This is a genomic window from Aquisediminimonas profunda (assembly GCF_019443285.1).
Classification (GTDB): domain Bacteria; phylum Pseudomonadota; class Alphaproteobacteria; order Sphingomonadales; family Sphingomonadaceae; genus Aquisediminimonas; species Aquisediminimonas profunda.
On record NZ_CP080327.1, the window covers coordinates 1,939,742 to 1,965,936 of the forward strand.

General features: G+C 57.4%; 29 protein-coding genes. 10 read left to right on the plus strand and 19 right to left on the minus strand.

Translation table 11 applies throughout. From position 1 onward, the window contains the following. Positions 1-5: 5 nt before the first annotated feature. The 5 genes from K0O24_RS09655 to rpmF all read right to left on the minus strand — a co-directional run bounded on the left by K0O24_RS09655 (position 6) and on the right by rpmF (position 2,983). Positions 6-401 carry a MerR family transcriptional regulator gene (locus K0O24_RS09655; RefSeq protein WP_219892535.1) on the minus strand — a complete coding sequence of 132 codons (396 nt, stop codon included), beginning with the start codon at positions 399-401 and terminating at the stop codon, positions 6-8. 8 nt (positions 402-409) lie between these two features. Then, complete coding sequence (locus K0O24_RS09660; RefSeq protein WP_219892536.1) at positions 410-709, minus strand: integration host factor subunit alpha; 300 nt, start codon at positions 707-709, stop codon at positions 410-412. A gap of 71 nt (positions 710-780) precedes the next feature. After that, positions 781-1,740: a beta-ketoacyl-ACP synthase III gene (locus tag K0O24_RS09665; RefSeq protein WP_281421633.1), complete on the minus strand. Its 960-nt coding sequence runs from the start codon at positions 1,738-1,740 to the stop codon at positions 781-783. Further along, entirely contained in the window at positions 1,737-2,768 is a 1,032-nt protein-coding gene (gene plsX / locus K0O24_RS09670; protein WP_219892537.1) for a phosphate acyltransferase PlsX, read from the minus strand. The genes K0O24_RS09665 and plsX overlap by 4 nt, the downstream gene beginning before the upstream one ends. 35 nt (positions 2,769-2,803) lie before the next feature. Next, a complete protein-coding gene (rpmF, locus tag K0O24_RS09675; protein WP_219892538.1) occupies positions 2,804-2,983 on the minus strand; it encodes a 50S ribosomal protein L32 in 180 nt (59 codons plus the stop codon). 202 nt (positions 2,984-3,185) lie between these two features. Between rpmF and K0O24_RS09680 the strand changes: the two genes are divergently transcribed. Next, positions 3,186-3,611, plus strand: coding sequence for an MAPEG family protein (locus K0O24_RS09680; protein WP_219892539.1), 426 nt, complete (start codon positions 3,186-3,188; stop codon positions 3,609-3,611). Here K0O24_RS09680 and K0O24_RS09685 read toward each other — a convergent pair whose 3' ends face one another. From K0O24_RS09685 to mutM, 7 genes are all read right to left on the minus strand, one after another. Beyond that, entirely contained in the window at positions 3,612-4,271 is a 660-nt protein-coding gene (locus K0O24_RS09685; protein WP_219892540.1) for an MBL fold metallo-hydrolase, read from the minus strand. It abuts the gene before it with no gap. Between the two features lie 117 nt (positions 4,272-4,388). Continuing rightward, on the minus strand, positions 4,389-5,375 hold the full coding sequence (locus K0O24_RS09690; protein WP_219892541.1) for a TerC family protein: 987 nt from the start codon (positions 5,373-5,375) through the stop codon (positions 4,389-4,391). Positions 5,376-5,470: 95 nt separating this feature from the next. Next, positions 5,471-5,653, minus strand: a complete 183-nt coding sequence (locus K0O24_RS09695; RefSeq protein WP_219892542.1) for an HP1242/YdcH family protein — start codon at positions 5,651-5,653, stop codon at positions 5,471-5,473. Between the two features lie 199 nt (positions 5,654-5,852). Then, positions 5,853-7,523, minus strand: a complete 1,671-nt coding sequence (leuA, locus tag K0O24_RS09700; protein ID WP_219892543.1) for a 2-isopropylmalate synthase — start codon at positions 7,521-7,523, stop codon at positions 5,853-5,855. Between the two features lie 169 nt (positions 7,524-7,692). Continuing rightward, positions 7,693-9,075: a chromosomal replication initiator protein DnaA gene (dnaA, locus tag K0O24_RS09705; protein ID WP_219892544.1), complete on the minus strand. Its 1,383-nt coding sequence runs from the start codon at positions 9,073-9,075 to the stop codon at positions 7,693-7,695. A 409-nt stretch (positions 9,076-9,484) separates the two neighbouring features. Continuing rightward, positions 9,485-9,748, minus strand: a complete 264-nt coding sequence (gene rpsT, locus K0O24_RS09710; protein ID WP_219895577.1) for a 30S ribosomal protein S20 — start codon at positions 9,746-9,748, stop codon at positions 9,485-9,487. 99 nt (positions 9,749-9,847) lie between these two features. Further along, a complete protein-coding gene (gene mutM, locus K0O24_RS09715) occupies positions 9,848-10,660 on the minus strand; it encodes a bifunctional DNA-formamidopyrimidine glycosylase/DNA-(apurinic or apyrimidinic site) lyase (protein ID WP_219892545.1) in 813 nt (270 codons plus the stop codon). Between the two features lie 46 nt (positions 10,661-10,706). Here mutM and K0O24_RS09720 point away from each other — a divergent pair, with 46 nt between their 5' ends. Genes K0O24_RS09720 through K0O24_RS09740 form a run of 5 tightly spaced genes read left to right on the plus strand, consistent with a single transcriptional unit; the run spans position 10,707 to position 15,390 of the window. After that, positions 10,707-11,438 (plus strand): class I SAM-dependent methyltransferase, encoded by a 732-nt coding sequence (locus K0O24_RS09720; protein WP_219892546.1) that lies wholly within the window; start codon positions 10,707-10,709, stop codon positions 11,436-11,438. Next, positions 11,435-12,973, plus strand: coding sequence for a 2-polyprenylphenol 6-hydroxylase (gene ubiB, locus K0O24_RS09725; protein WP_219892547.1), 1,539 nt, complete (start codon positions 11,435-11,437; stop codon positions 12,971-12,973). Before K0O24_RS09720 ends, ubiB begins: the two co-directional genes overlap by 4 nt. After that, positions 12,970-14,196, plus strand: coding sequence for a bifunctional phosphopantothenoylcysteine decarboxylase/phosphopantothenate--cysteine ligase CoaBC (coaBC, locus tag K0O24_RS09730; RefSeq protein WP_219892548.1), 1,227 nt, complete (start codon positions 12,970-12,972; stop codon positions 14,194-14,196). The genes ubiB and coaBC overlap by 4 nt, the downstream gene beginning before the upstream one ends. Next, positions 14,183-14,632, plus strand: a complete 450-nt coding sequence (dut, locus tag K0O24_RS09735) for a dUTP diphosphatase (protein ID WP_219892549.1) — start codon at positions 14,183-14,185, stop codon at positions 14,630-14,632. The genes coaBC and dut overlap by 14 nt, the downstream gene beginning before the upstream one ends. Next, complete coding sequence (locus tag K0O24_RS09740) at positions 14,629-15,390, plus strand: HesA/MoeB/ThiF family protein (protein ID WP_219892550.1); 762 nt, start codon at positions 14,629-14,631, stop codon at positions 15,388-15,390. Before dut ends, K0O24_RS09740 begins: the two co-directional genes overlap by 4 nt. Before the next feature lie 25 nt (positions 15,391-15,415). Here K0O24_RS09740 and K0O24_RS09745 read toward each other — a convergent pair whose 3' ends face one another. The 4 genes from K0O24_RS09745 to secB form a co-directional block, all read right to left on the minus strand. Then, the gene (locus K0O24_RS09745) at positions 15,416-15,688 is read right to left on the minus strand and encodes a hypothetical protein (RefSeq protein WP_219892551.1); all 273 of its coding nucleotides are present in this window, start codon (positions 15,686-15,688) and stop codon (positions 15,416-15,418) included. A 230-nt stretch (positions 15,689-15,918) separates the two neighbouring features. Beyond that, on the minus strand, positions 15,919-16,908 hold the full coding sequence (trpS, locus tag K0O24_RS09750) for a tryptophan--tRNA ligase (RefSeq protein ID WP_219895578.1): 990 nt from the start codon (positions 16,906-16,908) through the stop codon (positions 15,919-15,921). After that, entirely contained in the window at positions 16,908-18,470 is a 1,563-nt protein-coding gene (gene murJ / locus K0O24_RS09755; protein WP_219892552.1) for a murein biosynthesis integral membrane protein MurJ, read from the minus strand. Before murJ ends, trpS begins: the two co-directional genes overlap by 1 nt. A 9-nt stretch (positions 18,471-18,479) precedes the next feature. Then, positions 18,480-18,983, minus strand: coding sequence for a protein-export chaperone SecB (gene secB, locus K0O24_RS09760; protein ID WP_219892553.1), 504 nt, complete (start codon positions 18,981-18,983; stop codon positions 18,480-18,482). A gap of 172 nt (positions 18,984-19,155) precedes the next feature. On the opposite strand from secB, the gene K0O24_RS09765 reads away from it, so the two are divergent. From K0O24_RS09765 to K0O24_RS09775, 3 genes are read left to right on the plus strand one after another with little or no spacing between them, the layout of a single operon-like run. Beyond that, entirely contained in the window at positions 19,156-19,806 is a 651-nt protein-coding gene (locus K0O24_RS09765; protein ID WP_219892554.1) for a Tim44/TimA family putative adaptor protein, read from the plus strand. A 10-nt stretch (positions 19,807-19,816) separates the two neighbouring features. Further along, a complete protein-coding gene (gene mltA, locus K0O24_RS09770) occupies positions 19,817-21,058 on the plus strand; it encodes a murein transglycosylase A (RefSeq protein ID WP_219892555.1) in 1,242 nt (413 codons plus the stop codon). Next, entirely contained in the window at positions 21,036-21,581 is a 546-nt protein-coding gene (locus K0O24_RS09775; protein ID WP_219892556.1) for a Smr/MutS family protein, read from the plus strand. Before mltA ends, K0O24_RS09775 begins: the two co-directional genes overlap by 23 nt. Here K0O24_RS09775 and dapE read toward each other — a convergent pair. Then, complete coding sequence (gene dapE / locus K0O24_RS09780) at positions 21,559-22,680, minus strand: succinyl-diaminopimelate desuccinylase (protein WP_219892557.1); 1,122 nt, start codon at positions 22,678-22,680, stop codon at positions 21,559-21,561. The two genes, K0O24_RS09775 and dapE, sit on opposite strands and share 23 nt — an antisense overlap. 45 nt (positions 22,681-22,725) lie before the next feature. On the opposite strand from dapE, the gene K0O24_RS09785 reads away from it, so the two are divergent. Then, a complete protein-coding gene (locus K0O24_RS09785; protein ID WP_219892558.1) occupies positions 22,726-23,175 on the plus strand; it encodes a cupin domain-containing protein in 450 nt (149 codons plus the stop codon). Between the two features lie 5 nt (positions 23,176-23,180). Here the strand turns inward: K0O24_RS09785 and K0O24_RS09790 are convergent, their stop codons facing one another. Next, the gene (locus K0O24_RS09790) at positions 23,181-24,320 is read right to left on the minus strand and encodes a serine hydrolase domain-containing protein (protein WP_219892559.1); all 1,140 of its coding nucleotides are present in this window, start codon (positions 24,318-24,320) and stop codon (positions 23,181-23,183) included. A 25-nt stretch (positions 24,321-24,345) separates the two neighbouring features. Then, positions 24,346-26,157, minus strand: a complete 1,812-nt coding sequence (locus K0O24_RS09795) for an ABCB family ABC transporter ATP-binding protein/permease (protein ID WP_219892560.1) — start codon at positions 26,155-26,157, stop codon at positions 24,346-24,348. Between the last annotated feature and the right edge of the window lie 38 nt (positions 26,158-26,195).

The window sequence follows — 26,195 nt, forward strand, 5'->3', positions numbered from 1 at the left end:
GGAATTCAAATCCTCGCCGCGACATCATCGGCCGCCAGTGCCTTTGCCAGCCGGTCCCGGATCGCACGCAATTCCTGGAGCGGCACTGTCGGCGTGGGTTGAATCGGTTGCGGCTCAGGCTTCTGGACTTCAGGAGCCGGCGGAGTAGTGGCGATTCCGGACGACAGAAGCTTTTGTACGCCCTTGACTGTGTAGCCATCCCGATTGAGGAGCAAGTTTATCCGCTTGGCGAGGGCGACGTCGTCAGGGCGATAGTAGCGCCGGTTGCCCGCCCTTTGCAGCGGGCGCAACTGCGGAAAGCGGGTTTCCCAATACCGCAGAATGTGCTGTGGCAGACCCAGTTCGTCCGCCAATTCGCCAATTGTGCGGAAAGCCGAGGCACTCTTTTGAGTTGCGGCCATTCCTTTGCCTAGCTTGCCTTGGCGATGCGTTCGCGCATCTTCTGGCTGGCCCGGAATGTCAGGACCCTGCGAGGCGCAATCGGCACTTCCACGCCGGTCTTGGGATTGCGACCAATTCTCTGGGTCTTGTCGCGCAAAATAAAGGTGCCGAACCCGGAGATCTTGACGTTTTGCCCCTTTGCCAGCGCATCGCCCATCTGCGTCAAAATTGCTTCCACAAGGTCCGAGCATTCCGCCCGCGACAGCCCGATTTCATTGTGGATTGCATCAGACAGGTCAGAGCGCGTCAATGTGCCCGCGTCACTCATCAAATTCCCCCTCTACCCGATTTTCACTGCCATTCTATCTCCCCCGCAAGGAAGGTCAATCGTGCGGCATGCTAGATTCGTGCAACGCAGGCGCCCCAGGTGAAACCGCCACCCATGGCTTCCAGAACAACCAGATCGCCAGCCTTTATTCTGCCATCCCGCACGGCAAGATCAAGCGCCAATGGCACGGATGCGGCCGAGGTGTTGGCGTGCTGGTCAACCGTCACGATCACTTTTTCTGCCGGCAAACCAAGCTTTCGGGCCGTTGCATCAAGAATGCGCGCATTCGCCTGGTGAGGTACGACCCAATCGACATCGCTTGTGACAACATTCGCCCGATCAAGCACTTCGTTCATCACTGATGCCAAATTGGTCACCGCGTGCCGGAATACTTCCGATCCCTTCATGCGAACCTTGCCGACGGTTCCAGTTGTCGAAGGCCCGCCATCGACATACAGGAGCCCATTGTGTCGGCCATCGGCATGCAAGGCAGTAGCCAGAATGCCCGAATCGCCTTCTTCCGCACGCAGGACAACTGCGCCGGCGCCGTCACCAAACAGGACACAGGTTGTTCGGTCCTCCCAGTCGAGAATGCGGCTGAATGTTTCCGCTCCGACGACAAGTGCCGTTCGCGCAGAGCCGGACCTGATCATGCTGTCGGCCACAGACAACGCATAGAGAAATCCTGAACAGACTGCAGCAACATCGAATGCAATGCAGTCATCAATGCCAAGCGCTGCCTGCACTTTGGTCGCGCTGGCAGGGAAGGTTTGATCCGGCGTTGCGGTGGCGAGGACAATGAGATCCACGTCCGTTGCAGCGATTTTTGCAGTGTCGAGTGCTTTTCTGCATGCTTCAGTAGCAAGGGACGCCGTCGTTTCCCCATCCCCAGCGATATGACGAAAGCGGATGCCGGTTCGCGCGACGATCCATTCATCGGACGTATCGACACGCTTTGCGAGTTCATCATTCGAGACCCTGTTCTTGGGTAGCGCTGATCCGGTTCCAACAATCCGTGCGCGCAGGGTCATTCAGCTACATCCTTCACATTCGCCAGATCGTCTGTAATTCGACTGGTAATATTCTCGGCGACCAGTTTCGCCGCCACGCCTATCGCGTTGGCGACGCCATAGTCAGTTGCGCTCCCATGGCTTTTGACAACAACGCCATTGAGGCCAAGAAACACAGCGCCATTGTGATTGTTGGGATCAAGGTGATGCCGCATCAATTCAGTCGCAGGGCGGGATATCAGGAATCCGAATTTTGAACGGATTGAGCTCGTAAAGGCGCGACGAAGCAGGTCTGTCACGAAGCGCGCGGTACCTTCCATTGTCTTCAGGGCGATATTGCCTGAAAAACCGTCGCAAACGACGACATCTGTCTCACCCCTGGAGAGTTTGTCGCCCTCAATGAAGCCCATGAACGAGAGTTGAAGATGGGCAGAACTGCGCAATGTGGTCGCTGCATCACGAATGGCATCGGTGCCCTTCAAATCCTCGGTGCCGATATTCAGCAAAGAAACTCTGGGTCGTTCAATACCCAGTGCGATGCGCGCGTAAGCGGCGCCCATCACACCAAATTCAACCAGATTGCGCGCAGCGCATTCTGTATTCGCTCCGAGATCCAGCATGACAAAATCTGTTTTCCCAAGGCTTGGAAGCAATGCTGCCAGCGCCGGTCGGTCAATCCCCGGCATCGTCCGGAGGGACAGCTTGGCCATCGACATGAGTGCACCAGTGTTGCCTGCGGATACGGCAGCACCAGCAAGGCCTTGCTTCACGCGGTCGATTGCGATGCCCATTGACGTGGTCTTTGCCCGCCGGATGGCCTGGGCAGCCTTGTCATTGCCGGAAATGACTTCAGGCGCATGAATGATTTGCGAATTTGCCTTGAGATTGGGGTGGTTCTCAAGCGCGGCAGCGATTGCTGCTTCATCCCCAACCAGATCAAACGTCAGTCCCGGCCAGCGACGGCGGGCAAGGGCAACGCCGCGCAGCATGACTGCCAGCCCCTCATCGCCTCCCATCGCGTCGATGGCTAGTCGTGGCGCGTCTGCCACCTGATCCATCTCCCGGCTTGCTGGTTGGATCTGACTTAGCTTGAGATGCTGACGACTTCGCGGCCGTTATAATGGCCGCATGCCGGGCACATATTGTGCGGGCGCTTCAGTTCGCCGCAATTGCTGCATTCCTGAAAGGCCTCGACCCTCAAGGAGTCATGGCTGCGGCGCATATTGCGCTTGGAGGGCGTAGTTTTTCGCTTTGGAACGGCCATCGAGGCACCTGTCTCTTCGTCTGTTGAACCTGCTTGTAACAGGGCAAGTCGCGATGCAAAACGCTGCGGCCCCCGAAAAGGCCGCGTCCGCACGCGGCCGGACTGTCACATTGAGCGAGCGCCTATAGCGATTCCCGCAGACGTTGCAAGTCCGGCGTTCCCGTGGCAACCAGTGATAACGCAATAAGGGGGAAGCCTGAACATGATCTTGCCAGTTTCACTGACCGCCGCTGCCGTTGCAGCCTTTATCAACCTTTGGCTCGGCATTCGAATCGGTCAGGTCAGGACGTCCGAGAAGGTTTCGATTGGAGACGGTGGGAATGAAAAAGTAATCCGTCGGATGCGCGCGCAGGCCAATTTCGTCGAATTCACACCCTTTGTCCTGATTTTGATTGCGCTGATCGAAATGGCTGCTGGCACGTCGACCCTGCTTTGGGCAGTCATGGCCGTCTATATGGTCGCGCGCATTGCTCATGCGCTAGGCATGGACGGCTTGCCCAAGGGTCGGCCAATCGGAATCATGTTGACGCTGCTGATCATGACGGGGTTGGCTGGCTATGCCGTCTATATTGCTCACAGCTCAGACGGAAAAGTCATAGCGCCGGCAGAGGTTATTCAAGCAGGCTGATCAGGCCAGCGCATAGTCCGACACATAGCCGTTCGTCTTGCGTTCGTGGGCAAAGGTCGACATCGGCCCGTGTCCTGGAACAAACGCGGTTTCATCTCCGAGCGGCCAAAGCCGTCCCGTGATCGAGTCGATCAGTTGCTGGTGGTTTCCCATGGGGAAGTCGGTTCGGCCGATCGACCCCTGAAACAGGACGTCGCCGACTATTGCCAGCTTTGACGGAGCATGGTGAAAAACGACATGCCCCGGCGTATGGCCCGGGCAGTGATATACGTCGAGCACCAGCTTGCCGACGGTTACTGTGTCTCCATTCTCAAGCCAGCGGTCCGGTTCGAACGAGTGGGCCTGCATCCCATATCTTGATCCGTCATCGTCCAGGCGGGAAATCCAGAATCGGTCCGCTTCATGCGGCCCTTCAATCGGGACCTGAAGTTCACTCGCGAGCATGCCAGCTTGCCCGCAATGATCGAGATGGCCATGCGTGATCAGGATCTTCTCAATTGTGACGCCTTGCTGGGCAGCGGCTGCTTTCAAGCGCTCAAGATCGCCACCGGGATCCGTAAATGCGCCCCGCATGGTTTCTGTGCACCAGATCAGGCAACAATTCTGCTGAAGTGGCGTGACCGGAATGATCGCGGCCTTGAGGGGAGGGTTCGTTGACATGATGCCTCCTGTGCCGTGATATGCCTTTGCTGGTCAACACGATTTAACGTCGATGCCCTTGGGCCTGCGCCGTCGTATCCACAGCCTGCGTGGCTAGGCCACGCAGGCTGGCATACCTCATCGCAGCTCGGCTGGACTGTCGTTCCGCGTCTTCCAAAGTGAAAATCCGATTCCGCCAAGGATAAGTGCGAATGTTACGCCCAGGCTCAAGACGGGCGGAAACTTTGCGCCGCCCATCACGAAGTCCGAGACGTAGATCTTCGATCCTATGAACACCAGAACGAGCGCCAGGGCGTATTTCAGATATTCGAAGCGATGCACCATCGCCGCAAGCGCGAAGTAAAGCGCGCGCAGGCCAAGGATCGCCATGATGTTCGATGTGAAGACAATGAACATGTCTGTCGTGATTGCAAAGATTGCGGGAACGGAATCGACCGCAAACACCAAATCCGCGACATTGATGATGACCAGGGCGAGGAAGAGGGGCGTTGCCGCACGAACCAGTGCCCCAGTCTTGTCGTCAGGAACCATTACGAAGAATTTCTCTCCGTGCAGTTCTTTTGTCACCCGCATATGTGTCGAAATCCAGCGAACAACCGGATTTTTCGCAACATCGATTTCATGGCTGCCAGCGAACAGCATTTTGATGCCAGTCCCGATCAGGAAAGCCGCAAAAAAATAGAGGACCCAATAGAACTCTTCCACCAAGGCAGCACCAGCTGCAATCATGAGGCCGCGCAGTACAATGACTGCAACAATGCCCCACAAAAGGGCGCGGTATTGGTACTTTCGGGGGATCGCAAAAAACGTGAAGATGAGGGAAATGACAAAGACATTGTCAATGGACAGCGCCTTTTCGATGAAGAAACCCGTGAAGTATTTTATCCCCGGATCTGCGCCCTTTTCGAACCATATCCAACCTCCAAAGAGCAAGGCAATGCCAATGTAGAAAGCGGAGAGCTTGAGGCTTTCCGCGATGCCCATCTCCTTGTCTTCCTTGTGGAGCACACCGAGATCGAAGGCGGTCAACGCAACCACCAATCCAAGAAAAACCAGCCAGAACCAAACCGGTGTACCCAGCCAATCAATGACAAGAAAGTCCACGAGGCAATTCGTCCTTAGTCAAAAACAAATGAAAGCAATGGCCGCCTGCAGCCCAGGTAGTGACTGATGGCGGCCAAGTTACTGGAAAATCGGGTTCAGGCCGTACGTTGATGGCCTTGTAAACCGGCAAGCCGGTGCAGTCGATCCTTTACCGCCAGCTTGAGCTTCTTGAGCCGCTGAATTCGCGTCACGTCCTGCCATCGCTTCTTTTGCTCAGCCCGAATGATATCATCAATTTGCTTGTGCCTGAGCAACAACATGAATGCTTTGGTCGTCATCAAACCCACTCCTTGACAGTTTCCACTGGATCGGGAGCAAGGCTGAAGGGAAACGAACATATGGACCCTGTGCACCGGATTCTCCCGATGCGGTCCGACATCACGATCAACGCAACACAATGGTCGTCAATCGCCAGAGGGGCCCGGCCCGCACCTCTAGAATAGGAACAGTCGACCTAAATTCAAGAGGCGGCCAGAATTATTTTGCGATAAGCCCGTTGGCTGCGCTGAGAACCGCCCGCACACTGGCTGTCGCGACGTCTTCATCGATGCCGACACCCCATACAGTACGGCCATCCGTCGTCCGGCATTCGACATATGCGGCAGCGCGAACGTTTGTGCCTTGGCCCATTGCATGTTCACTATAATCGGCGATTTCGAGGCCGATCGAAAAGCTTTGATTCAGCGTTGCGACCACGCTTGAAATCAAGCCATTGCCTCGACCGCTGACTGACTGTTCACGCCCGTCAATCGCGATTTTGCCAGCAAAGATGCGATCGCCATTCGCGGCTCTCGTCTCATCATACTCGACGAGCTGATAATGTTGCGGCGTGTTCAAGCAATAGGCACGCTGGAATACGTCCCAGATATCGCCTGCGTGGAGTTCTCGGCCGACCTTGTCTGCAAGTTCCTGAACATGGCGAGAGAAGTGCGCCTGCATTTTCTTTGGCAGCTTGAGTCCCTGATCCTGTTCGAGAACCCAGGCAAAGCCACCCTTGCCGGATTGTGAATTCACCCGGATCACCGCTTCATACGAGCGCCCAAGGTCGGCCGGATCGATGGGCAGGTAGGGGACTTCCCAAAAATCGTCATTTCGGGCTGCCTGCGCGGCAAAGCCCTTCTTGATCGCATCTTGATGACTGCCCGAAAATGCTGTGAAGACCAGTTCGCCAGCATAAGGGTGCCGAGGGTGGACCGGCAGGTCGTTGCAATATTCGACCGTCTTGATGACCTCATCGATGTCGGAAAAGTCGAGACCGGGATCCACTCCTTGCGTGTACATGTTGAGCGCGACAGTCACGAGGTCGACATTGCCGGTCCGTTCGCCGTTTCCAAACAAGCAGCCTTCGACACGGTCTGCGCCTGCAAGCAGGCCAAGTTCGGTTGCTGCCACGCCTGTTCCACGATCGTTATGGGTATGCAGGCTGATGATCACACTTTCACGGTTCGGAATGTTGCGCCCGAAATATTCGATCTGGTCTGCATAAATGTTGGGCGTTGCAGCTTCTACTGTTGCTGGCAGGTTAAAGATGATCGGCCGCTCGGGCGTAGGTTTCAGTATGTCCATGACCGCTGCGCAGCATTCGAGGCTGAAATCGAGTTCCGCGGTTGAGAAGGTTTCGGGGGAATATTCGAAATGCCATTCCGTATCGGGCTGTTTTGCCGCTTCGTCGCGCAGAATCTTGGCACCAGTGATGGCGATGTCCCGAATTTCGCTTGGCTCCATCTGGAAGACGATGCGGCGCCACATGGGTGAAACCGCGTTGTAAAGGTGCACAATCGCTGCTCGAGCACCTCGCAGGGAGTCAAAGCTCGTGCGGATCAGGTCTTCGCGCGATTGGGTGAGGACCTGCACCATGACATCATCCGGGATGCGTCCCGATTTGACCAATCCCGAGATAAAATCAAACTCTGTTGCACCAGCGCTCGGAAATCCGACTTCGATTTCCTTCACACCAATCTTGAGCAGCAGGTCGAAAAAGCGGGTCTTCTTTTCCGCGTCCATCGGATCGACAAGTGCTTGATTGCCGTCGCGCATATCCGTTGAAAGCCAGCGAGGCGCATGCGTGATGGTTCGGCCCGGCCATTGACGGTCTGGCAGGTTGATTTGCGGAAACGGACGGTATTTTTGAGATGGATTACGCAGCATGATTCTTCTCTTCAAAGCCTGGTTGGGTCTGGATTTGGCCCTTAGGCAGCATCCGCGCAGGCGACACCCACGCATTCATGACGCGCCTAAGGGCGCGTAAGTCGAAGGAGAAGAAGGGCAAGAGCCGAATTCATGATGACGGGCATATGCCGCGCGTCCCGCAACTTGTCTAGCCCTCAAGCACCCGGATGAGCGTGCGGACATCATTGTCGATCTCGCTGTCCTCGCCCCTCAGCCGCTCAATCTGGCGGACGGCATGGATCACGGTTGTGTGATCGCGCCCGCCAAATCGCCTGCCAATTTCCGGCAAGGAGCGAGGGGTCAGCTGCTTTGCGAGATACATCGCAATCTGACGGGGGCGAGCAACTTCGCGGGCACGCCGAGCAGACACCATTTCTGCATGCCGGATGCGGAAATGCTCAGAAACTCGTCGCTGGATCTCATCAATCGTAATGCGTCTGCGGCTGGCCCTGAACATGTCAGCCAGGACTTCTTCGGCGAATTCAATCGTAACGGGCCGGTTGCCAAGAGAGGCATAGGCCAAGAGCCGGTTCAAACCACCCTCAAGTTCCCGAACATTTGTTGCAAGCCGGGCGGCCAACAAGTCGAGAACCTGATCTTCAATCACGGCACCTTCGATCGCCGCTGCCTTGGCTCCAATGATTGCCCGGCGGAGCACAAAGTCGGGTGGCTGAATATCGACCACAAGGCCTTGTGTGAGGCGGGAAAGAATACGTCCTTCAACCCCATCCAGCGCCTGCGGCGCGCGATCAGCGCTGATGACCAGCTTTCGTCCCGCAGACATGAGTTCGTCAACCGTGTGGAGGAATTCCTCCTGCGTCGAGTCCTTGCCTGCGATGAACTGCACATCATCAATCATCAGCAAATCGGCGGAGCGCAGTCTTGTCTTGAACGTGATCGTGTCCCGCGCGCGCATTGCGGAAACAAAGTCGAACATGAAACGCTCGGCCGACATGTACAGCACCCGGGCGGACGGGTGCGCGCGCTGATACTCGTGTCCGATCGCATGCAAAAGATGGGTTTTGCCCTGACCGGTCTGGGAGTGGATAAAGAGCGGATTGAACCGCATGGAAGGGCCGCTTGCAAATGTCAGTGCAGCATTGGCGGCAACTGCATTTGCAGGACCAGTAACGAACCGCGAGAACGTCAATCGAGGATCGAACGCATGGCCATCGGGCTTCGGTGCCGGGTCACTTGGGAGTTGTTCAGATTTCGCTTCGTAACGTTCTGCAGACTCTCCGGCGACTTCAATACGGACCCCGCGAACCTGCGGGCTTGCGGCCTTCCAGGACTGCGCGAGACGATCGCCATGATGCGTGCGCACCCAGCTGGCCATGAATTCGGAAGGAAGGGATAGGCGGACCAATCCCTCCTCAGCCTGCCAGCCTGCAAGCGCAACGGGCTTCAGCCAATGATCAAAGCTTCTCGCACCGATACTGTGCCGAAGCGACTTGCGAATATCGTCCCAAGCCTGTGCCAGCGCGTCGCTCTCGGTCGGATCCAAGGGACATGTGGACGGCGGCAACGACATAAATTCAGGTAACTCCCCCAAGGCTAAAACCGACAGTATGCGCCCCGCCCCCCGGCAACACGCAACTTCCGAACCCGAAACAACTAGGCCGGGACAAAACTTCTCACTGGCAAGAACAGCTGCGGACCGATTCGCCCGCGGCTTGAGGGGATTTTTAGGGGCGCTAAGGCCCAGCGATCAAGGGTTCGGGTGTCAAAAAAATGAAATAAATACTGTTGACTCAAGCAACCGCACGAATCCGTTAACCTATCTTAAAATATTGAAAAATAACCAAAAAATATTGGGGGGTCATTTTGGACTTCCCGCGAATCGTGGATTCAGCTTGGGTTTTGCACGCGCTGCACCGCACAATTAAAAGCCCGCCGATCGTGAGATGGGCGGGCTCTTGAACCGAAGCGGGACGCTCCGATCAGGAAAGTGCGGACACCGCCTTTGTAAGACGCGAAAACTTACGTGATGCTGTGTTCTTGTGGAGCACGCCTCGGGCAACCCCGCGAGCGAGTTCAGGCTGAACGGCGGCAAGTGCCGCGGCGGCAGCCGACTTGTCACCAGCTGACAGGGCCAATTCAACTTTCTTGACGAAAGTCCGGATACGGCCAACACGGTTGCCGTTGATTTCCGCGCGACGTTCGTTGCGACGGATGCGCTTTTTTGCTTGCGGCGTATTCGCCATGCCAAAACCCTCAAAATCAGTGCAAAAGAAAAAGCGGCGCAGAATCATCCGCACCGATCCGGACGCGCCATTAGCCAAGTGGCCCATTCGGGTCAACCTTTAACGCTGGCATCTGGGGCAGTAAAAGGTCGACCTCCCGCCATCGATGCGACGCAGAACAGGCTGACCGCACTGGCATGCCTCCCCCTCGCGACCATAGACGCGCCATTGCTTGAAGAAATATCCCAGTTCGCCATCGGGTTGGGCATAGTCACGCAGGGTGGAGCCGCCGGCTTTGATTGCTGAGGCCAAAACATTCTTGATCGCCACAACAAGCGGTTCAAGACGTGTCTTTGCGACGCGACCGGCGGGTTTGTTGGGCTTGATACCGGCCATGAACAGGGCCTCGCAGACATAGATGTTGCCCAAACCGGCAACAATTCTCTGGTCAAGCAGCAGTGACTTGATCGACGCACTGCGTCCCGCAAAGGCCTGCGCCAGGACCTTGGCGGAAAAGTCATCGCTCAAGGGTTCCGGCCCGAGTGCCTGAAAGGCTGGCCAGTCCATTGCCGATTCAGTCCTGAGCAGGTCGAGTGAGCCGAACCGCCGGTGATCGTTGAGAGCGAGCAGCCGTCCAGTCGCCGTTTCGAGGATCAGATGATCGTGCTTTTCGATCTCGGCAGGATCGACGCGCCACCTGCCCGACATGCCGAGATGGAAAACGAGCGTATCGCCTCGATCTGTCTCGACCATGCCATATTTTGCTCGGCGTCGAAGACCCGTGACGCGCGCACCGGTCAGCCTTTGGCGCATGTCCGGCGGAATTGGTCTACGGAGATCTGCCCGGCGGGGCTCGACGCGAACGAGAACCTCACCCTCCAGCACCGAGGCGAGTCCGCGAACAGTTGTTTCGACTTCGGGCAATTCAGGCATGGATTTGCGCTAGCGGGAGCGCTGCCCCTTGGCTAGAGCGGCCTGCATGAGCGAAACTGTATCTTTTGGCTATCAAGAGGTTGCACCCGTCGAAAAGACCAAGCGCGTAAGGCAGGTCTTTTCGAGTGTGGCGGAAAACTATGACCTGATGAACGACGCCATGTCGGGCGGCATGCACCGCCTCTGGAAGGATCGCTTCGTGCGACGCGTCAAGCCTCGCGAAGGGGAAATGGTTCTCGACATGGCTGGGGGCACAGGTGACATTGCCTTTCGCATGCAGGCCCTTGGTGCCTTGATCACCGTGGCCGATATCAATCCTGACATGCTTGCGGTCGGGATCGAGCGCGCCCAAAAGAGAGAAATCGGCGGGTTGAGTTGGTCAGAACAGAATGCCGAGCAACTGACCTTCGACGACAAGAGCTTCGATGCCTATACCATAGCCTTTGGTATCAGGAATGTGACCCATATCGACAAGGCTCTCTCTGAGGCATACCGCGTCCTGAAGCGCGGCGGCCGCTTCTATTGCCTTGAATTTTCGACAACGCTTTGGCCGGGATTTGCGGAAGTCTACGACGTCTATTCGCACAAGCTTGTGCCAAAACTCGGCAAGCTTCTGGCGAAGGACGAGGAAAGCTACCGATATCTGATCGAGTCGATTCGTCGCTTTCCGGACATGTTGGCCTTCGAAGGCATGATCCGTCAGGCCGGGTTCATTCGCACCAACGTTGAGCCAATGCTCGGCGGACTGGTGGCTATCCACAGCGGCTGGAAGATTTGACCGCTCGTACAATCCATATTTGGCGGACGCTCAAATGGGGGCGGACGCTTGCGCGCAACGGCGCTTTGCTTGGCATCGAACGCGATGGTAATGCGCCCGCAGCCCTGCGTCGTCTGGTCCGTATCGCCCGGCTGGGAAGTTTTCCGCCAAATCCGCCTGCTTATGCCAAGGCGTTCGAGCAGATTGGCCCTGCCGCAGTCAAATTGGGACAATCGCTCGCAACGCGTCCCGACCTCGTTGGCGAGGAAGCGGCCCGCGACCTTTTGCGCTTGCAGGATTCGCTGCCGCCTGTTCCCTATGCCAGGATCAAGGCCGCGATTGAAACGGGGCTGGGAGTGCCCGCTGAAACCTTGTTTCGTTCGATCGATCCAGAACCGGTTGGCGCTGCATCCATCGCACAGGTCCACCGGGCGGTCACGACCGAAGGCCGCGATGTTGCAGTCAAGGTTTTGCGCCCCGGCATTGAAGAGAAGTTCGCCGGTGACATCGAGACCTATGAATGGATTGCGGCCCAAGCATCAGCGCGAGGTGGAGAGCTGGCCCGACTTCGGCCTCGCGAAGTTATCGCAACCTTCAGGCAATGGACTTTGCGCGAGCTGGATCTGAGACGGGAAGCGGCGTCAGCTTCCGAGCTTGCCGATGCGATGAGCGGGGAGGACGGCTATGTCGTTCCGGCCATCGACTGGAAGCGCACCAGCCGAAGGGTGATGACCCTCGATTGGGTCGAAGGGATCAAGCTTACGGACCGGGACGCACTTGTTGCGGCAGGCCATGATCTCAATCATCTGGCCAAGACCCTGGTGCGGGCCTTCCTGCGCCAGGCAATTGCTGAAGGCTTTTTCCACGCCGACCTCCACCAAGGCAATCTTTTCGTCACGCCGGAAGGCCGTATCGCGGCGATAGACTTCGGAATCATGGGAAGGGTCAACCGGCAGGCCCGGCTCTGGCTGGCCGAGATCCTGCACGGCTTGATAACGGGCAATTATCGCCGCGTGGCTGAAATCCACTTCGATGCGCAATATGTGCCTGGCCATCACAATATCGATGAATTCACGACAGCGTTGCGAGCGGTTGGCGAACCGATCCGCGGTGTTCCAGTCAAGGACATCAGTGTCGGCAATATGCTTGACGGCCTTTTTGCAATCACGCGCGAGTTTGACATGCCGACACAGCCGCACCTGCTGCTGCTGCAGAAGACAATGGTCATGGTCGAAGGCGTTGCATCCACGCTCGATCCCGAAATCAACATGTGGGAAGTGTCCGGTCCGTTTGTTTCGGAATGGTTGCGCGACGAACTGGGCCCTGAAGCCGTTCTTGCCAACCATCTGCAGCGGGCAATCAAGGCCATTGGAGATTTGCCAGACCTGCTTCGCAGGATCGAGGCAGCCTATCCCAAGCCGGGTGCTGCGCCGCCAGCTCCTCCGCTGCCCGAGATTGAAATCGGGCCCCGCGGTTGGCTCACAAGCCTTGGCTGGAGCCTCCTTGGTGCTCTTGCTGGTGTGGCGATCGCCAGCGTCCTATATGGGTGGGTATGACCGGCAAACGAATACTCCTGATCGTGGGTGGTGGCATCGCGGCTTACAAGGCCTGCGAGCTGGTCAGACTGCTCAAGAAGGACGGCATGTCGGTGCGCTGCGTACTGACACATGCAGCCCAGAAATTCGTAACGCCGATGACGCTTGCCGCGCTGAGTGAGGACAAGGTCTACACCGACTTGTTCGACCTGAAGGACGAGGCCGAAATGGGCCATATCCAGCTTTCCAGGCAAGCCGATCTTGTCGTTGTGGCGCCTGCCACGGCTGATCTGATGGCGAAAATGGCGCAGGGCATTGCAGACGACCTGGCGACGACACTCTTGCTGGCGACCGACAAGCCCGTGCTTGCGGCACCTGCAATGAACGTCCGCATGTGGCAGCACGCTGCGACGAGGCGCAATGTGGCGACCTTGCGGCATGATGGCATCACCGTTCTGGAGCCTGATGAAGGGCCGATGGCTTGCGGAGAATTCGGCCCCGGTCGCTTGCCAGAGCCCGACGCCATTCATGCAGCTATCGGGCGCGCTTTGGCACATCAGGATGTTGATGTTCTGGCCGGCCAGCCCGACTTTGCGGGCAAGCACGTGCAGCGGCTTCTTGGTAAGCATATCATTGTAACGGCTGGACCGACGCACGAACCGATAGATCCAGTCCGCGTCATTGCCAACCGATCGTCCGGCAAGCAGGGCTTCGCGATTGCTGGTGCACTGGCCCAGGCGGGAGCACGCGTGACACTTGTGGCCGGGCCAGTAAGTCTCGCAACGCCTGCAGGCGTCGACCGGATCAATGTCGAAACTGCCCGTGAGATGCAGGCCGCCGTCCAGACGGCCCTTCCTTCAGATGCCGCGGTTCTTGTGGCAGCCGTTGCTGACTGGCGGGTCGATGAAGCAACGGAAAAGCTCAAAAAGGAAAAGGGACCGCCAGCGCTCAACTGGCACAAGAATCCCGATATTCTGGCGGAACTGGCACAATCAGCAGAGCGGCCCAGGCTTCTGGTTGGCTTTGCGGCAGAAACCGAAACGGCAGTGGAACATGCTCAGGCCAAACGTGTCCGCAAAGGCTGCGACTGGATCGTTGCCAATGACGTTGCCGTGGACAAGATGGGTGGAGAAGACAATCGCGTTCACCTGATCACTGAAAATGGGACGGAGAGCTGGGCGCGCATGTCCAAGCTGGACGTCGCGCGCAAACTTGTTGAAAAGATTGCCGATGCACTTGCCTGAGATTGCCATTGCCATTCAGCGCCTGTCGCACGGGGAAGGCTTGCCGCTGCCTGCTTACGCGACGGATGGGGCAGCAGGCATGGATGTGGTTGCCGCGGAGGATGTCGATCTTGCTCCCGGCGCACGCCATGCCGTTGCCACAGGCTTTGCATTGGCCATTCCGCACGGATTCGAAGTCCAGGTTCGTCCGCGCTCGGGTCTTGCTCTCAAATTCGGCATTACCTGTCTTAACACACCGGGAACGATCGACAGCGACTATCGGGGCGAAGTCAAGGTGATCCTCGCCAATCTCGGGAGCGAACCCTTTGCGGTTCGACGCGGCGATCGGATTGCCCAGCTTGTTCCGGCTCCGGTGCAACGGGCAAATTTTCTCGAGGTCGCCCATCTCGACGAGACTGAGCGCGGAGCAGGGGGCTTCGGCTCGACGGGTATATGACGCTGAGTGATCAGCAGCTTGAACGCTATGCCCGCCATATTGTCCTGAAGGAAATTGGCGGGGCAGGGCAGGCACGGCTGGCGCAGGCGCATGTGCTGCTTGTCGGCGCTGGCGGGATCGGGTGTCCGGCGATCCAGTATCTGGCCGCGGCCGGCGTTGGCAGGTTGACCGTCATCGACGATGACCAGGTGTCGCTGTCAAACCTCCAGCGGCAGGTCCTTTATGGCGTGGACGATATTGGCCGCGACAAGGTGGATGTGGCGCGTGAAGCTGCAAGCAGGATCAATCCCGAAATCACCTTCGCCACGGTGCCGCAGCGGCTGACGGCAGATTTCAATGCATCATTGCTGGACGGCGTTGATGTGGTGTTGGACGGCTGCGATAATTTCATGACCCGGCTGATCGTCAATGATCTCTGCCATGCTGCGCAAGTGCCGCTTGTGTCTGCGGCGATAGGCCAGTTTCATGGCCAGATCGGCACCTATCGCGGCTGGGAAGAAGGTAAGCCTTGCTATCGCTGCTTCGTGGGTGATGCGCACGATCCAGATGATTGTGACAGTTGCTCCGAAGTTGGTGTGCTTGGCGCGATGGTCGGTTTGATGGGCAGTTTTGCAGCGATGGAGGCGATCCGTGTCATTACCGGTTTCGGTGATGATCCTGCGGGCAAGCTCCACATTTTCGACGGCCTTGCGCCGTCGATGCGGACAATCAGGCTTCCGAAAGATCCCGCCTGCTCGACATGCGGAACCGGCTCATGATGTCTTGGCGCGATCAGACGAAAGCTCAGCGTGGCGAATTTGCCCAACGCAAAGAGGATGACATTCTGGAAACGACCGGATCGACGGTTGAACGCGCCAAAATCAGATACTCAAGTACGAGCGCATGAATGGCGCCGGACGGATCGCCAAACACATATCGTTCGTAGAAGATGTTTGCCCCGACTGTGCCCGAAAGTGTCAGCGATCCGGGCCTAATCAGCCTGTAGCTGATCCGCCGATAGCGCTGAGGGTCCGATTCGGCGAGAGACCGCGCATAGCTGGCAGGCGTCTGCTTCAAGCTATTCCATGAACCGAAGATCAGCAATTTGGCGCCGATGGCTGAAGTCCAACGCGCACCATCACCATTGTCCGAAGCGAAACGCTTCTTGAACAGATCGGCCGGATATTCGGCATGGGTGCCAAATCGGGTGTTGTTTTAGTTTTCCCACCGATGGGCGGACGAGAACGCAACTGTTGCAGGGGAAGCTGCAATGGCAAGTGTAATCGCAAACGGCATTGCAGAACGCCTTATCGCGAAAGGCCCAGTGCCGAATATGCCCTTGCAAGTGTTGGTGCAGCCAAAACACGTGCCCTTTCAGCGCCCTTGACGAGGATCGCGTCAAGCGCTGCTGCGTCCCGCCGCAGCGCATTGAAACGCTCCGAGATCGGCTTGAGCGTCTCAACCATCAATTCGGCAAGAGCAGGCTTGAATGCCCCGAACCCCTGGCCCCCAAAACGCGCAAGCACGGAATCGACGCTTTCGTTTGAAAGCGCCGAATAGATGCCAACCAGGTTTTTTGCTTCCGCTCGGCCATCAAGCCCGGCTGCCTCGCTTGGCAAGGGTTCGGGATCAGTCTTAGCCTTTTTGACCTTGTTCACAATTGTGTCCGGGTCGTCGACCAGGTTGATGCGGCTCATGTCGGAGGCATCGGACTTCGACATCTTTGCGTTGCCGTCCCGAAGCGACATGATCCGCGCGGCAGCTGGTGGAATGATCGGGTCGGGAAGAGTGAAGACGTCCCCGAAATCATTGTTGAACTTTTGCGCAATGTCTCGCGCCAACTCGAGATGCTGCTTCTGGTCTTCGCCGACAGGGACATGCGTTGCTTGGTACAGGAGAACATCTGCAGCCTGCAGGACGGGATATGAAAACAGGGCGACCGACTGCCCTTCACGGTTCTTTCCCGCCTTGTCCTTCCATTGGGTCATGCGATTCAGCCAACCCATCCTCGCTGTGCCATTCAAGAGCCACTGCAATTCGGCATGTGCAGTCACGCGAGCCTGATTGAAGAGGATGGATTTGTCCGTATCAATCCCGCAAGCGACGAGGGCTGCAGTCATTTCGCGTGTATTTGCCGTCAATTCCGCGGGTTCATACGGCATGGAAAGCGCATGAAGGTCTGCCAGAAAGTAAAGGCATTCGCCCTCATCCTGCATCGATACCCAGTTGCGGATGGCGCCAAGATAATTGCCGAGATGGAGGTTGCCAGTTGGCTGGATGCCGGAAACAACGCGCATCATTCCGCACTCACTTTCTTGCGCCGAAGAAGGATCATCGCCGCATCGCGGTCCATTCCCCCTGTCAGGAAGGCCGTGACCAGATAAGCTGCACCGCCTGCCGACACAATCGCGCCGACCGCGAGTATACGGCGGCCCGTTGAACCGGAGAACCAGTCCGCAAACTGATCACGCAAGAAGAATAGGACACCAGCCATGACAGCCGCTGCGAAAAGCTGACGACCGATCCGGCCCCACAGCCAAGGCTCAATATGAAAATGGCCGCGCTTGCGCAAAATGACGTAAAGCATCACGCAGTTGAGCCATGAGCAGATCGCGATGGCTGAGGCCAATCCGTAGATCCCGAAAGGCGGGATAAGCGCAAAATTGAGAATGACGTTGGCAAGCAGGACGATGCCAGCAGTTTTCACTGGGGTACGGGTGTCCTTGCGGGCATAAAATCCGGGCGTGATCACTTTTACAAGGACGTAGGCGGGCAGGCCCGAGACGATGATCGCAAGTACATTGCCAGTGATCGCCGCGTCCTGAAGCGTGAAGCGTCCACCCTGAAACAGGGCCGTGCATAGCGGAATCGAAACAACCCAAAGGGCAACTGCAGCGGGGAGCGTCAACAGCATCGATAGCTCGACAGCTTGTCCTTGGACTTTGGCAGCCTCTTCCGGCTGATCCTTGTCGATAAAACGCGAAATAGCCGGCAGGATTGCGGTCCCGAGCGCGGTGCCGATGACGGATAGCGGCAACTGGTTCAGCCGGTCCGAATAATTCATGTAGCTGAGCGATCCCTGCGGGAGGCGGGTCGCAAAGAAGGTGTCGATAAATTGGCTCACCTGGTAGACGCCCGCGCCAAGGGTTGCCGGGATGACGACATTGATAAACTGCCGGACGCCCGGCGTCATGCGCGGACGCCGCAAGCGCAACGAAATGCCGGCGCGTTTTGCCGCTGCCCACAACAGTCCAATCTGGAGGAATCCGCCAACTAGAACGCCAATAGCGAGTGCCTGGGCGGTCTTGGCGCCACCAGCCGGCACGATCAACAATGCTGCAACCATGCAGAGGTTGAGCAAGGCAGGCGCAAAGGCTGCCGCAATGAATCGCGTCATGGAATTGAGAACGCCCGCGAAAAGCGACACGAGGCTTATGAGCAGCAGATAGGGAAAGGTAATCCGCGTCAGGAAAATGGCCAGATCGAATTTTTCCGGCGTGTTGACCCATTCCGAGGCCAGTGCCCAGACAAAAGCAGGCATGGCCAGTTCAAAGACGAGGGTGAACAGGAAAAGTGTCGGCAGGAAGACGGCAAGGACTTCCTCGGAAAATTTGCGTGCCTCTTCAAGCCCTCCTTCGCGGTGTAGGCGTTGGCTGAACAGCGGAACGAACCCGGCTGAAAAGGCGCCTTCGCCGAAAAGGCGCCGAAAGGTGTTTGGAACGCGAAAGGCAAGCTGGAACGCATCTGCAGCCATTGTTGCGCCCATGATGCGCGACATCAGCATGTCGCGAGCAAAGCCGAGCACGCGGCTGACCATGGTCAGCCCACCGATCGTGCCAATGGCTTTGCCGAGTTTCATATTGTGCTTTTACGCATTGCCTTCTTCGGCTTGCGCACCTTGTTGACCCTCTGCATTGGCAAGCGCCTGCTGCATGTAAAGCGCACCAAAATCGATCGGTTCAAGCAGGAGCGGCGGGAATCCCCCGTCTCGCACCGCATCTGCGAGGACGCGCCGAGCAAACGGAAATACGAGGCGAGGGGCTTCGGCAAAAAGGAACGGCTGGATTTGATCTTCCGGTACGTTGCGGATTCCAAACAAGCCGGCAAACGCGAGCTCTACCTGAAATGCGACCTTGTCGGCGCTGGTTGCGCGGACGTCGATTTTCAGAATGACCTCATGCACATCGTCGGCAATCTGGTTTGCGCCGATATTGAACTGCACATCGATCTGTGGCTGCCCTTGCCATTGGAAAACGGCCGGTGCATTCGGGTTTTCGAACGACAGATCCTTCACATATTGCGAAATCAGGCCCACTGCAGGGGCGGTATCTTCACCATTGGCAAGCGGTTCGTTGCCGGTTTCATCAGCCATTTGAAAATCCTCAGGTCAGACGTGAATTTGTGGCGTGGAGTGAACCATTGCCGTGCCGCGGGCGCCTAGCAGCCGAGGCAGGCGAGGGCAATGGGAGAGATTTTCCGCGAAAGTGATTTGAATCCAGCGGTTGTCACGCCTATGTAATGATCTTGATCGCCTTGGAGACATCATGATCGGCATTATCATCTTTGCCATGATCGCCCTTTTTTTGGGACTTCGGCTTTATGCAGTGCTCGGCAAGCGTACTGGGCATGAGCAGCCATTGTCGCGACCGGCGGAAGATCTGGTGCGGGATCGACCCATCGTTCCGGCCATTGAGGACTCGCGAGACGGTCCGTCAATAGTCCCTGAGGAACAGCATGTTGCTGGTGCTGAAGCCGGGTTGCGCGCGATATCTGCCGCGGATCGCAATTTCAGCGCGGCAGATTTCCTCGACGGTGCCAAACAGGCCTATCGACTCATTCTCGAGGCATTCTGGGCCGGCAAGGAAGAGGATTATCGGCCCTATGTTTCGGAAGAGGTTCGGCAAGCCTTTGGCGAAGACATTGCAGAGCGCGCTGCTCAGGGACATGTGCTCGACAATCGCATGGTCCGGATCGAACGGGCTGTGATTGCGGATGCTAAGTTCAGCAATGGTACTGCAGAGATCACGGTGCGCTTCGATGCCGATATCGCGGCCGTCACCAGAGATACCGAGGGCAAGGTCGTTGCGGGGTCGCTTACGGATGCCGTTCCGACGCACGATGCATGGACCTTCGCGCGCAACTTGCGCTCCTCGGATCCAAACTGGCTTTTGACGGATACCGACGAAGCAGCCTAAGACTACGGGTATGTCTGCCCGCGCACTCATTTCCATTGCAATGCTTCTGGCACTTGCCGGGTGTGGAGCCCGGATTGTACCTAATGGGCGACCCCCGCAAAGTGCAGGTGCAACCGCAAAGCCGATACCCAACATTCCAATCCCGCCAAAGCCAGTTGTCGCGCCTGCACCAGGGCCCAACGCCCGCTCTGCGGGTGTTATCGCAGTCGACATGCCCCAATTGGACAACGCGAGTGCAAACCGTGCCTTGCAGGCTTTTCGGATTTCCTGCCCTTCACTAATCCGCCGCACGGACCAATCTGGGCTTACCCGCGCAGAAGATTGGCGCCCGGCCTGCGCTGCCGCTGCAAGCTGGCGCAGCGAAGATGCAACCGGGTTCTTTGCGACAAATTTCGAAGCCGCTCAGATTGGAGACGGCAAGAGCTTTGCGACAGGCTATTATGAACCCGAAATTGTTGGTTCTCGAACTCAGGGCCCTGGCTATGAAGTGCCAATTTACAAGCGTCCGAACGATCTGATCGATGTCGACCTGGGACTGTTTTCAGACGAACTCAAAGGCAAGAAGATCCGCGGTCGTGTGAAGGGTCAGTCCTTTGTGCCCTATGCTGACCGGACAGAAATAGAGGAAGGCGCTCTTGCAGGCCGAGGATTGGAGATCGCTTGGGCAGCCGATGCAGCCGAATTCTTCTTTCTTCAGGTCCAGGGATCGGGGCGGCTTAAACTGCCTGACGGCAGCATCATGCGAATCGGCTATGATGGTCAGAATGGACGAGATTATACTGGTATCGGCAGGCTGATGCGGGACAGAGGGTTGCTTGGTCCTGACCAGACCTCAATGCAGGGAATCATCAACTGGCTGCACGATCATCCCGATGAGGGCCGAGCAATCATGCGCGAAAACAAAAGTTGGGTCTTCTTCAAGGAACTGACCGGTCCGGGGCCGATTGGCGCGCTTGGCTTGCCCGTTACCGGCAATGCCACCGTTGCAGCCGACCCCAGCTTTGTGCCACTCGGCGCGCCCGTTTATCTTTCAATGGACCGACTTGAAGCGACCGGGCTCTGGGTTGCGCAAGACACCGGGGGGGCAATCAAGGGCAGCAACAGATTCGATACATTCTGGGGCGCTGGCGTCCGCGCCCGAGCAATAGCCGGCGGGATGGCAGCACGTGGCACAGCATTCATCCTCCTTCCGCTTGGCACGCTTGCCAGGATTGCACAGGAACAGGCCAATGTCCCGCCGCCTCAGCCCTGAGGAACGGGCTGTCTGGCGGCGTGTGACGGAAACGGTCAGTCGCGCCGGGCCGCGGGAACCTCAGGAGGCTGAGCGACCCGTCGCCCCTGCCAAAGCAGGGGCCCAGGTGAGAAGCAGGCGCCCAAACGTCAAACAGGCCATTGCCGTCGCAGGGGCGACGCACAAACCGCATTCTGCCAACACGCTGGACGGCGGGTGGGACAAGCGGCTTTCAAAAGGGAGGCTCGAACCGGATTTTACAATCGATCTTCATGGCGAAACGCTGGCGAGCGCGCATGTCAAGCTCAACAGGGCTTTGGCCCTTGCCATCCGGAATGAAGCGCGAATCCTGCTGCTCATTACAGGCAAGGCAGCGACAGACAATCCACGTCTGCCGCCCACTACGCGCGGTGTCATTCGTGCTTCAGTGAAGGATTGGCTCGCTGCATCGCCGCATTCGGCACATATTGCAGCTATCCGAGGCGCTCACCCAAGACACGGTGGCGCAGGGGCACTCTACCTCATTCTGAGGCGCGGGCGATAATCTCGGCATAGATCTTGGTCAGTTCCCGGATGTCGTCCAGTGCGACGGCCTCGTCGAGCTTGTGCATGGTTGCGTTACAAAGGCCAAATTCGACAACAGGGCAGATCTGGGAAAGGAAGCGGGCATCCGATGTGCCGCCAGTCGTCGAAAGCTCGGGCCGGATCCCAATCACCTTTTCAACCGAACTGGCCACAAGATCGCTCAATTCACCTGGAAGTGTCACAAAGGCCTCGCCCGAAATCCGCGCTTTCACCTCGCCTTCCGGAATTTCCGTACGGACAATCTCCGAGATCCGGTCAACCAGATCCTGGCCCGTGTGCAGGCTGTTGAAGCGAATGCTCAGCCTAGCCCGCGCCAGTGGCGGAATTACGTTTGTTGCCGGGTTGCCGACCTCAATATCGGTGACTTCAATGTTCGAAGGCTGGAACCAATCCGTTCCGTCATCAAGCAATATGGCATCGATCTGGGACAGGATGCGGACCAGTCTCGGAATCGGATTGTCCGCCATATGGGGGTAGGCAACATGTCCCTGAACACCCGGCACGCTGATCCAGATGTTGACGGAGCCACGTCGTCCGATCTTCATCATATCGCCCAATCGATTGACGGACGTCGGTTCGCCCACCACGCACAAGTCGGGAATCAAATTCCGGGCCTTGATATGATCGATCAATGCAACCGTGCCATGCACTGCCGGGCCCTCTTCATCTCCCGTGATGATAAGGCTTATGCGGCCGTCCTGCTCCTTCGGCACGGCTGCCACGAAAGCGGCAATACTCGATTTCATATCGACTGCTCCACGCCCATAGAGCAGGTTTCCGCGTATTTCTGGCTTGAATGGGTCGCTGGTCCAGCCTGGACCGGGCGGCACCACGTCCAGATGCCCGGCAAAGGCAAGATGACGACCTTCCTCTGAGCCCGCACGCGTTGCAAAGAGATTCTCTACGGGGCCGTCGGGCGCTTCACCGGAAACAAATCGATCAACCTCAAAACCAAGAGGCCGCAAGGCCGATTCCAGGATGTCAAAAACAGCTCCCGTAGCGGGTGTCACGCTGGGAGCAGCGATCAGGTCCTGAGCCAGCCGGATTGCGTCAGTCATTTGCTCCGCCTAGCTTGAGTAGACGCAATTGCAAAGGGAAGGCTGATGCCCAAACTCAATCTGGATATGATCGAGCAGACAAACAAGACGGGATATCCTCCCGTCTATGCCAGTCAGGTGAAGGAGCGGTGGTATCGCAGGCTTGCTCCAGCTTCTGGGATTGAGGATTTCGGCGTCAGCCATGTGACATTGAAGCCCGGAGCCTGGTCTGCCCAAAGGCATTGGCATGTTGGCGAAGACGAATTTGTCGTGATGCTATCCGGCGAGGCCGTTCTGGTCGATGACAATGGCGAAACGCCGATGCGAGCGGGCGATTGCGCCGCTTTCCCGAAAAATGATGGGAACGGCCATTGCCTCATCAACCGGAGCGACAAGGATTGCGTTTACATAGCGATTGGCAACCCATCGGCTTCGGACTGCTTTTATCCAGACATCGACATGCACCTTGATGCCGCTCGAGGTGTGCAATGTCACAAGGATGGCACGCCCTGGTAAAGGCGTCAGCTTGTCATGGCTTGCCAGGCTGCCATCGCAAGGCTGAAGCCCCGAATGTCGCCGCTGGTGGTTCCTTCCATCCGGTTCATGACATACGCGAGGCAGCTGCGCGATTCCATGTCGATGATCACCAGCGATCCGCCATAACCACCCCAATACATGCAGCTTGAATTGGGAAGGGGGACCAATCCGCCCTGCAAGCCAAAGCCCAAGCCATAACGCACTGGAATGCCAAGAACGAGATCATTCCCCTCGATCTGCAGCTCCAGCGCTTTTCGGCAACCGGCTTCAGAGAGGAAAGTCTGGCCTCCAATGGTGCCGCCATTAGCCAGGATACTCTGGACTGCAGCAACCGAGCGAGCGTTTCCTGTACCGCCAGCTGCAGGGATTTCGGCGCCGCGCCATGCGCGCGTCCGGGTCGCAAGCACATCGATCCCGGGATTGTTGGCCATATTGGCCGCAAGCGAATCCGCTGCAATGGCAGAGATTCCGGCGCCCGGTGGAGGCGGGACCAAATCGGCCACGCGATTGTCTTCGGACGCAGGCAGGCCGATATGAAAATCCGCGCCAAGGGGTGCCGCTATTTCCTCACGGAAGACCGTGCCCAAAGATTTTCCTGTAACGCGGCGAACCACTTCTCCCACGAGGTAGCCTTGCGTCACGGCGTGATAACCGGCGGCCGTACCAGCTTCCCAGAATGGTTCTTGGGCTGCCAAGAGCGACGTGACCTTCTCCCAATCATAAAGGTCCTCCTTGGCAATCGTTTCACGCCAACCCGAAAGACCGGCAGAGTGGCTCATCAAGTGGCTGACCTTGACACCCTGTTTGCCAGAGGCTCCGAATTCCGGCCAATAGCGAGCGACAGGCGCGTCAAAATCAAGCTCACCGCGATCGGAAAGAAGCAATGCCGTCAGCGCCGTCATTGTCTTCGTTGTAGAATAGACGTTGACGATAGTGTCCCGCTCCCACGGTCGCGTGCGCGCTTCATCCGCATGACCGCCCCACAGGTCGACGACCGTCTCTCCTGCGACAGTGACGCAAAATGAGGCCCCGAGATCTGCGCCCGATGCGAGATTGTTCGCAAAAACCTCGCGAACGGCGCCGAAGCGATCAGCTGTAAAACCTTCAACACGCACGTCACTCATCAATCAAACTCCTTATTGAACAAAATCAGGCTGCTTCGGCGCCTTCATCGCTTTCAGCCTGTTGGCGGGCCCACATTTCGGCATAAAGACCATTTTTGCGCAACAATGCGGCGTGATTGCCGCGCTCTGCGACGCGCCCTGATTCAAGCACCACAATCTCGTCGGCATCCACAATTGTCGAAAGGCGGTGGGCAATGATGATTGTCGTCCGTTGTCTGGAAACTTCAGCCAGCGTATCCTGAATCTCGGCCTCCGTACGGCTGTCCAGAGCACTCGTGGCCTCATCCAGAATCAGAATGGGGGGATCCTTGACTAATGTGCGAGCGATCGCGACGCGCTGCTTTTCACCGCCGGAAAGTTTCAGGCCCCGCTCGCCGACCGGTGTATCATATTGCTGTGGCTGGGCAGCAATGAAGCTGTGGATCGCTGCACCTCGAGCGGCTGTCTCGATCGCCTCTTGCGTTGCGCCCTCACGGCCATACCCGATGTTGTAACCTATTGTGTCATTGAACAGCACGGTATCCTGCGGCACGATGCCAATCGCCGCACGAAGGCTCGATTGCGTGACATCGCGGATATCCTGTCCGTCGATCAGGATGCGACCGCCAGTCACATCATAGAAGCGGAACAGCAGACGCGCGAGCGTCGACTTGCCTGCTCCTGATGGCCCAACCACGGCGAGTGTCTTGCCGGGCGCAATCGCAAAGCTGACCCCGTTCAGAATGGGGCGATCGCCTTCATAGCTGAAATAAACGTCTTCAAACGAGACAGCTCCTCCGGCAATGGCCAGGCGGGTTGCGTCAGCCTTGTCCTTTATCTCTGCCGGTGTGTCGATCAGGCCAAACATGGCTTCCATGTCGATCAGTCCTTGCTTGACCGTTCGATAGACCATCCCCAGCATGTCGAGCGGGCGGAACAATTGCGCAAGCAAGGTATTGACCAGTACAACGTCTCCCGTGCTGAAGCGGCCCACCGACCAGCCCCAGACGGTAAAGCCCATGGCTCCGGCCATCATCACGTTCGTGATTAGCGACTGCCCGACATTGAGCAGTGCCAGCGAGTTTTCCGATTTGACTGCCGCATCCGCATATCGTTTGGCAACGCGGCCATATTGCTCGGTCTCGCGGGCTTCCGCGTTGAAATATTTGACAGTCTCATAATTCAGAAGTGAGTCGACTGAGCGAGACACTGTGGCTGTATCAAGCTCGTTCATTTCTGCACGAAGCTTGTTGCGCCAGTCGGTGATGCGCTGGGTAAAAACGATGTAGCACACAACCATCGCCAGAGTCGCCCCGACAAGGCCGATGCCGAACTTCGTCCAGAATATTGCTGTGACGGCGGCCAGTTCCACCACGGTAGGTGCTATGTTGAAGAGCAGAAAATATAGCATCGTATCGATGCTCTTGGTGCCGCGCTCAATCACCTTGGTTACTGCACCTGTGCGTCGGCTGAGGTGGAACCTGAGTGAAAGCTGGTGAAGATGTGCAAAGACATTGACGGCAAGACGTCGCGTCGCATCCTGACCAACGCGTTCGAATACGATGTTGCGCATATTGTCGAAAAGGACGCCGGCGAAACGCGCTCCGGCATAGGCGAGAACAAGCGCAATCGCGATGCTTGCGGCAGCCTCCAGCCCCGGCTTCATCCGATTTATTGCTGCTGCATAAAGGAAGCCCATGCTCAGTTGCACGGCCTTTGAGATAAGGACAAGCGAGAGCGCGGCGACGATCCGTGCGCGCAACCCAGGGTGATCCTTTGGCCATAGATATGGCAGGAATCGCCGCATGATCGCAAAGTCAGTCTTGCTGGGCAGCTCAGTGCTTAGATCAGGAGGCATGGACTTCGCTTAGGACATTCGGGGGTGGAATGGAAACC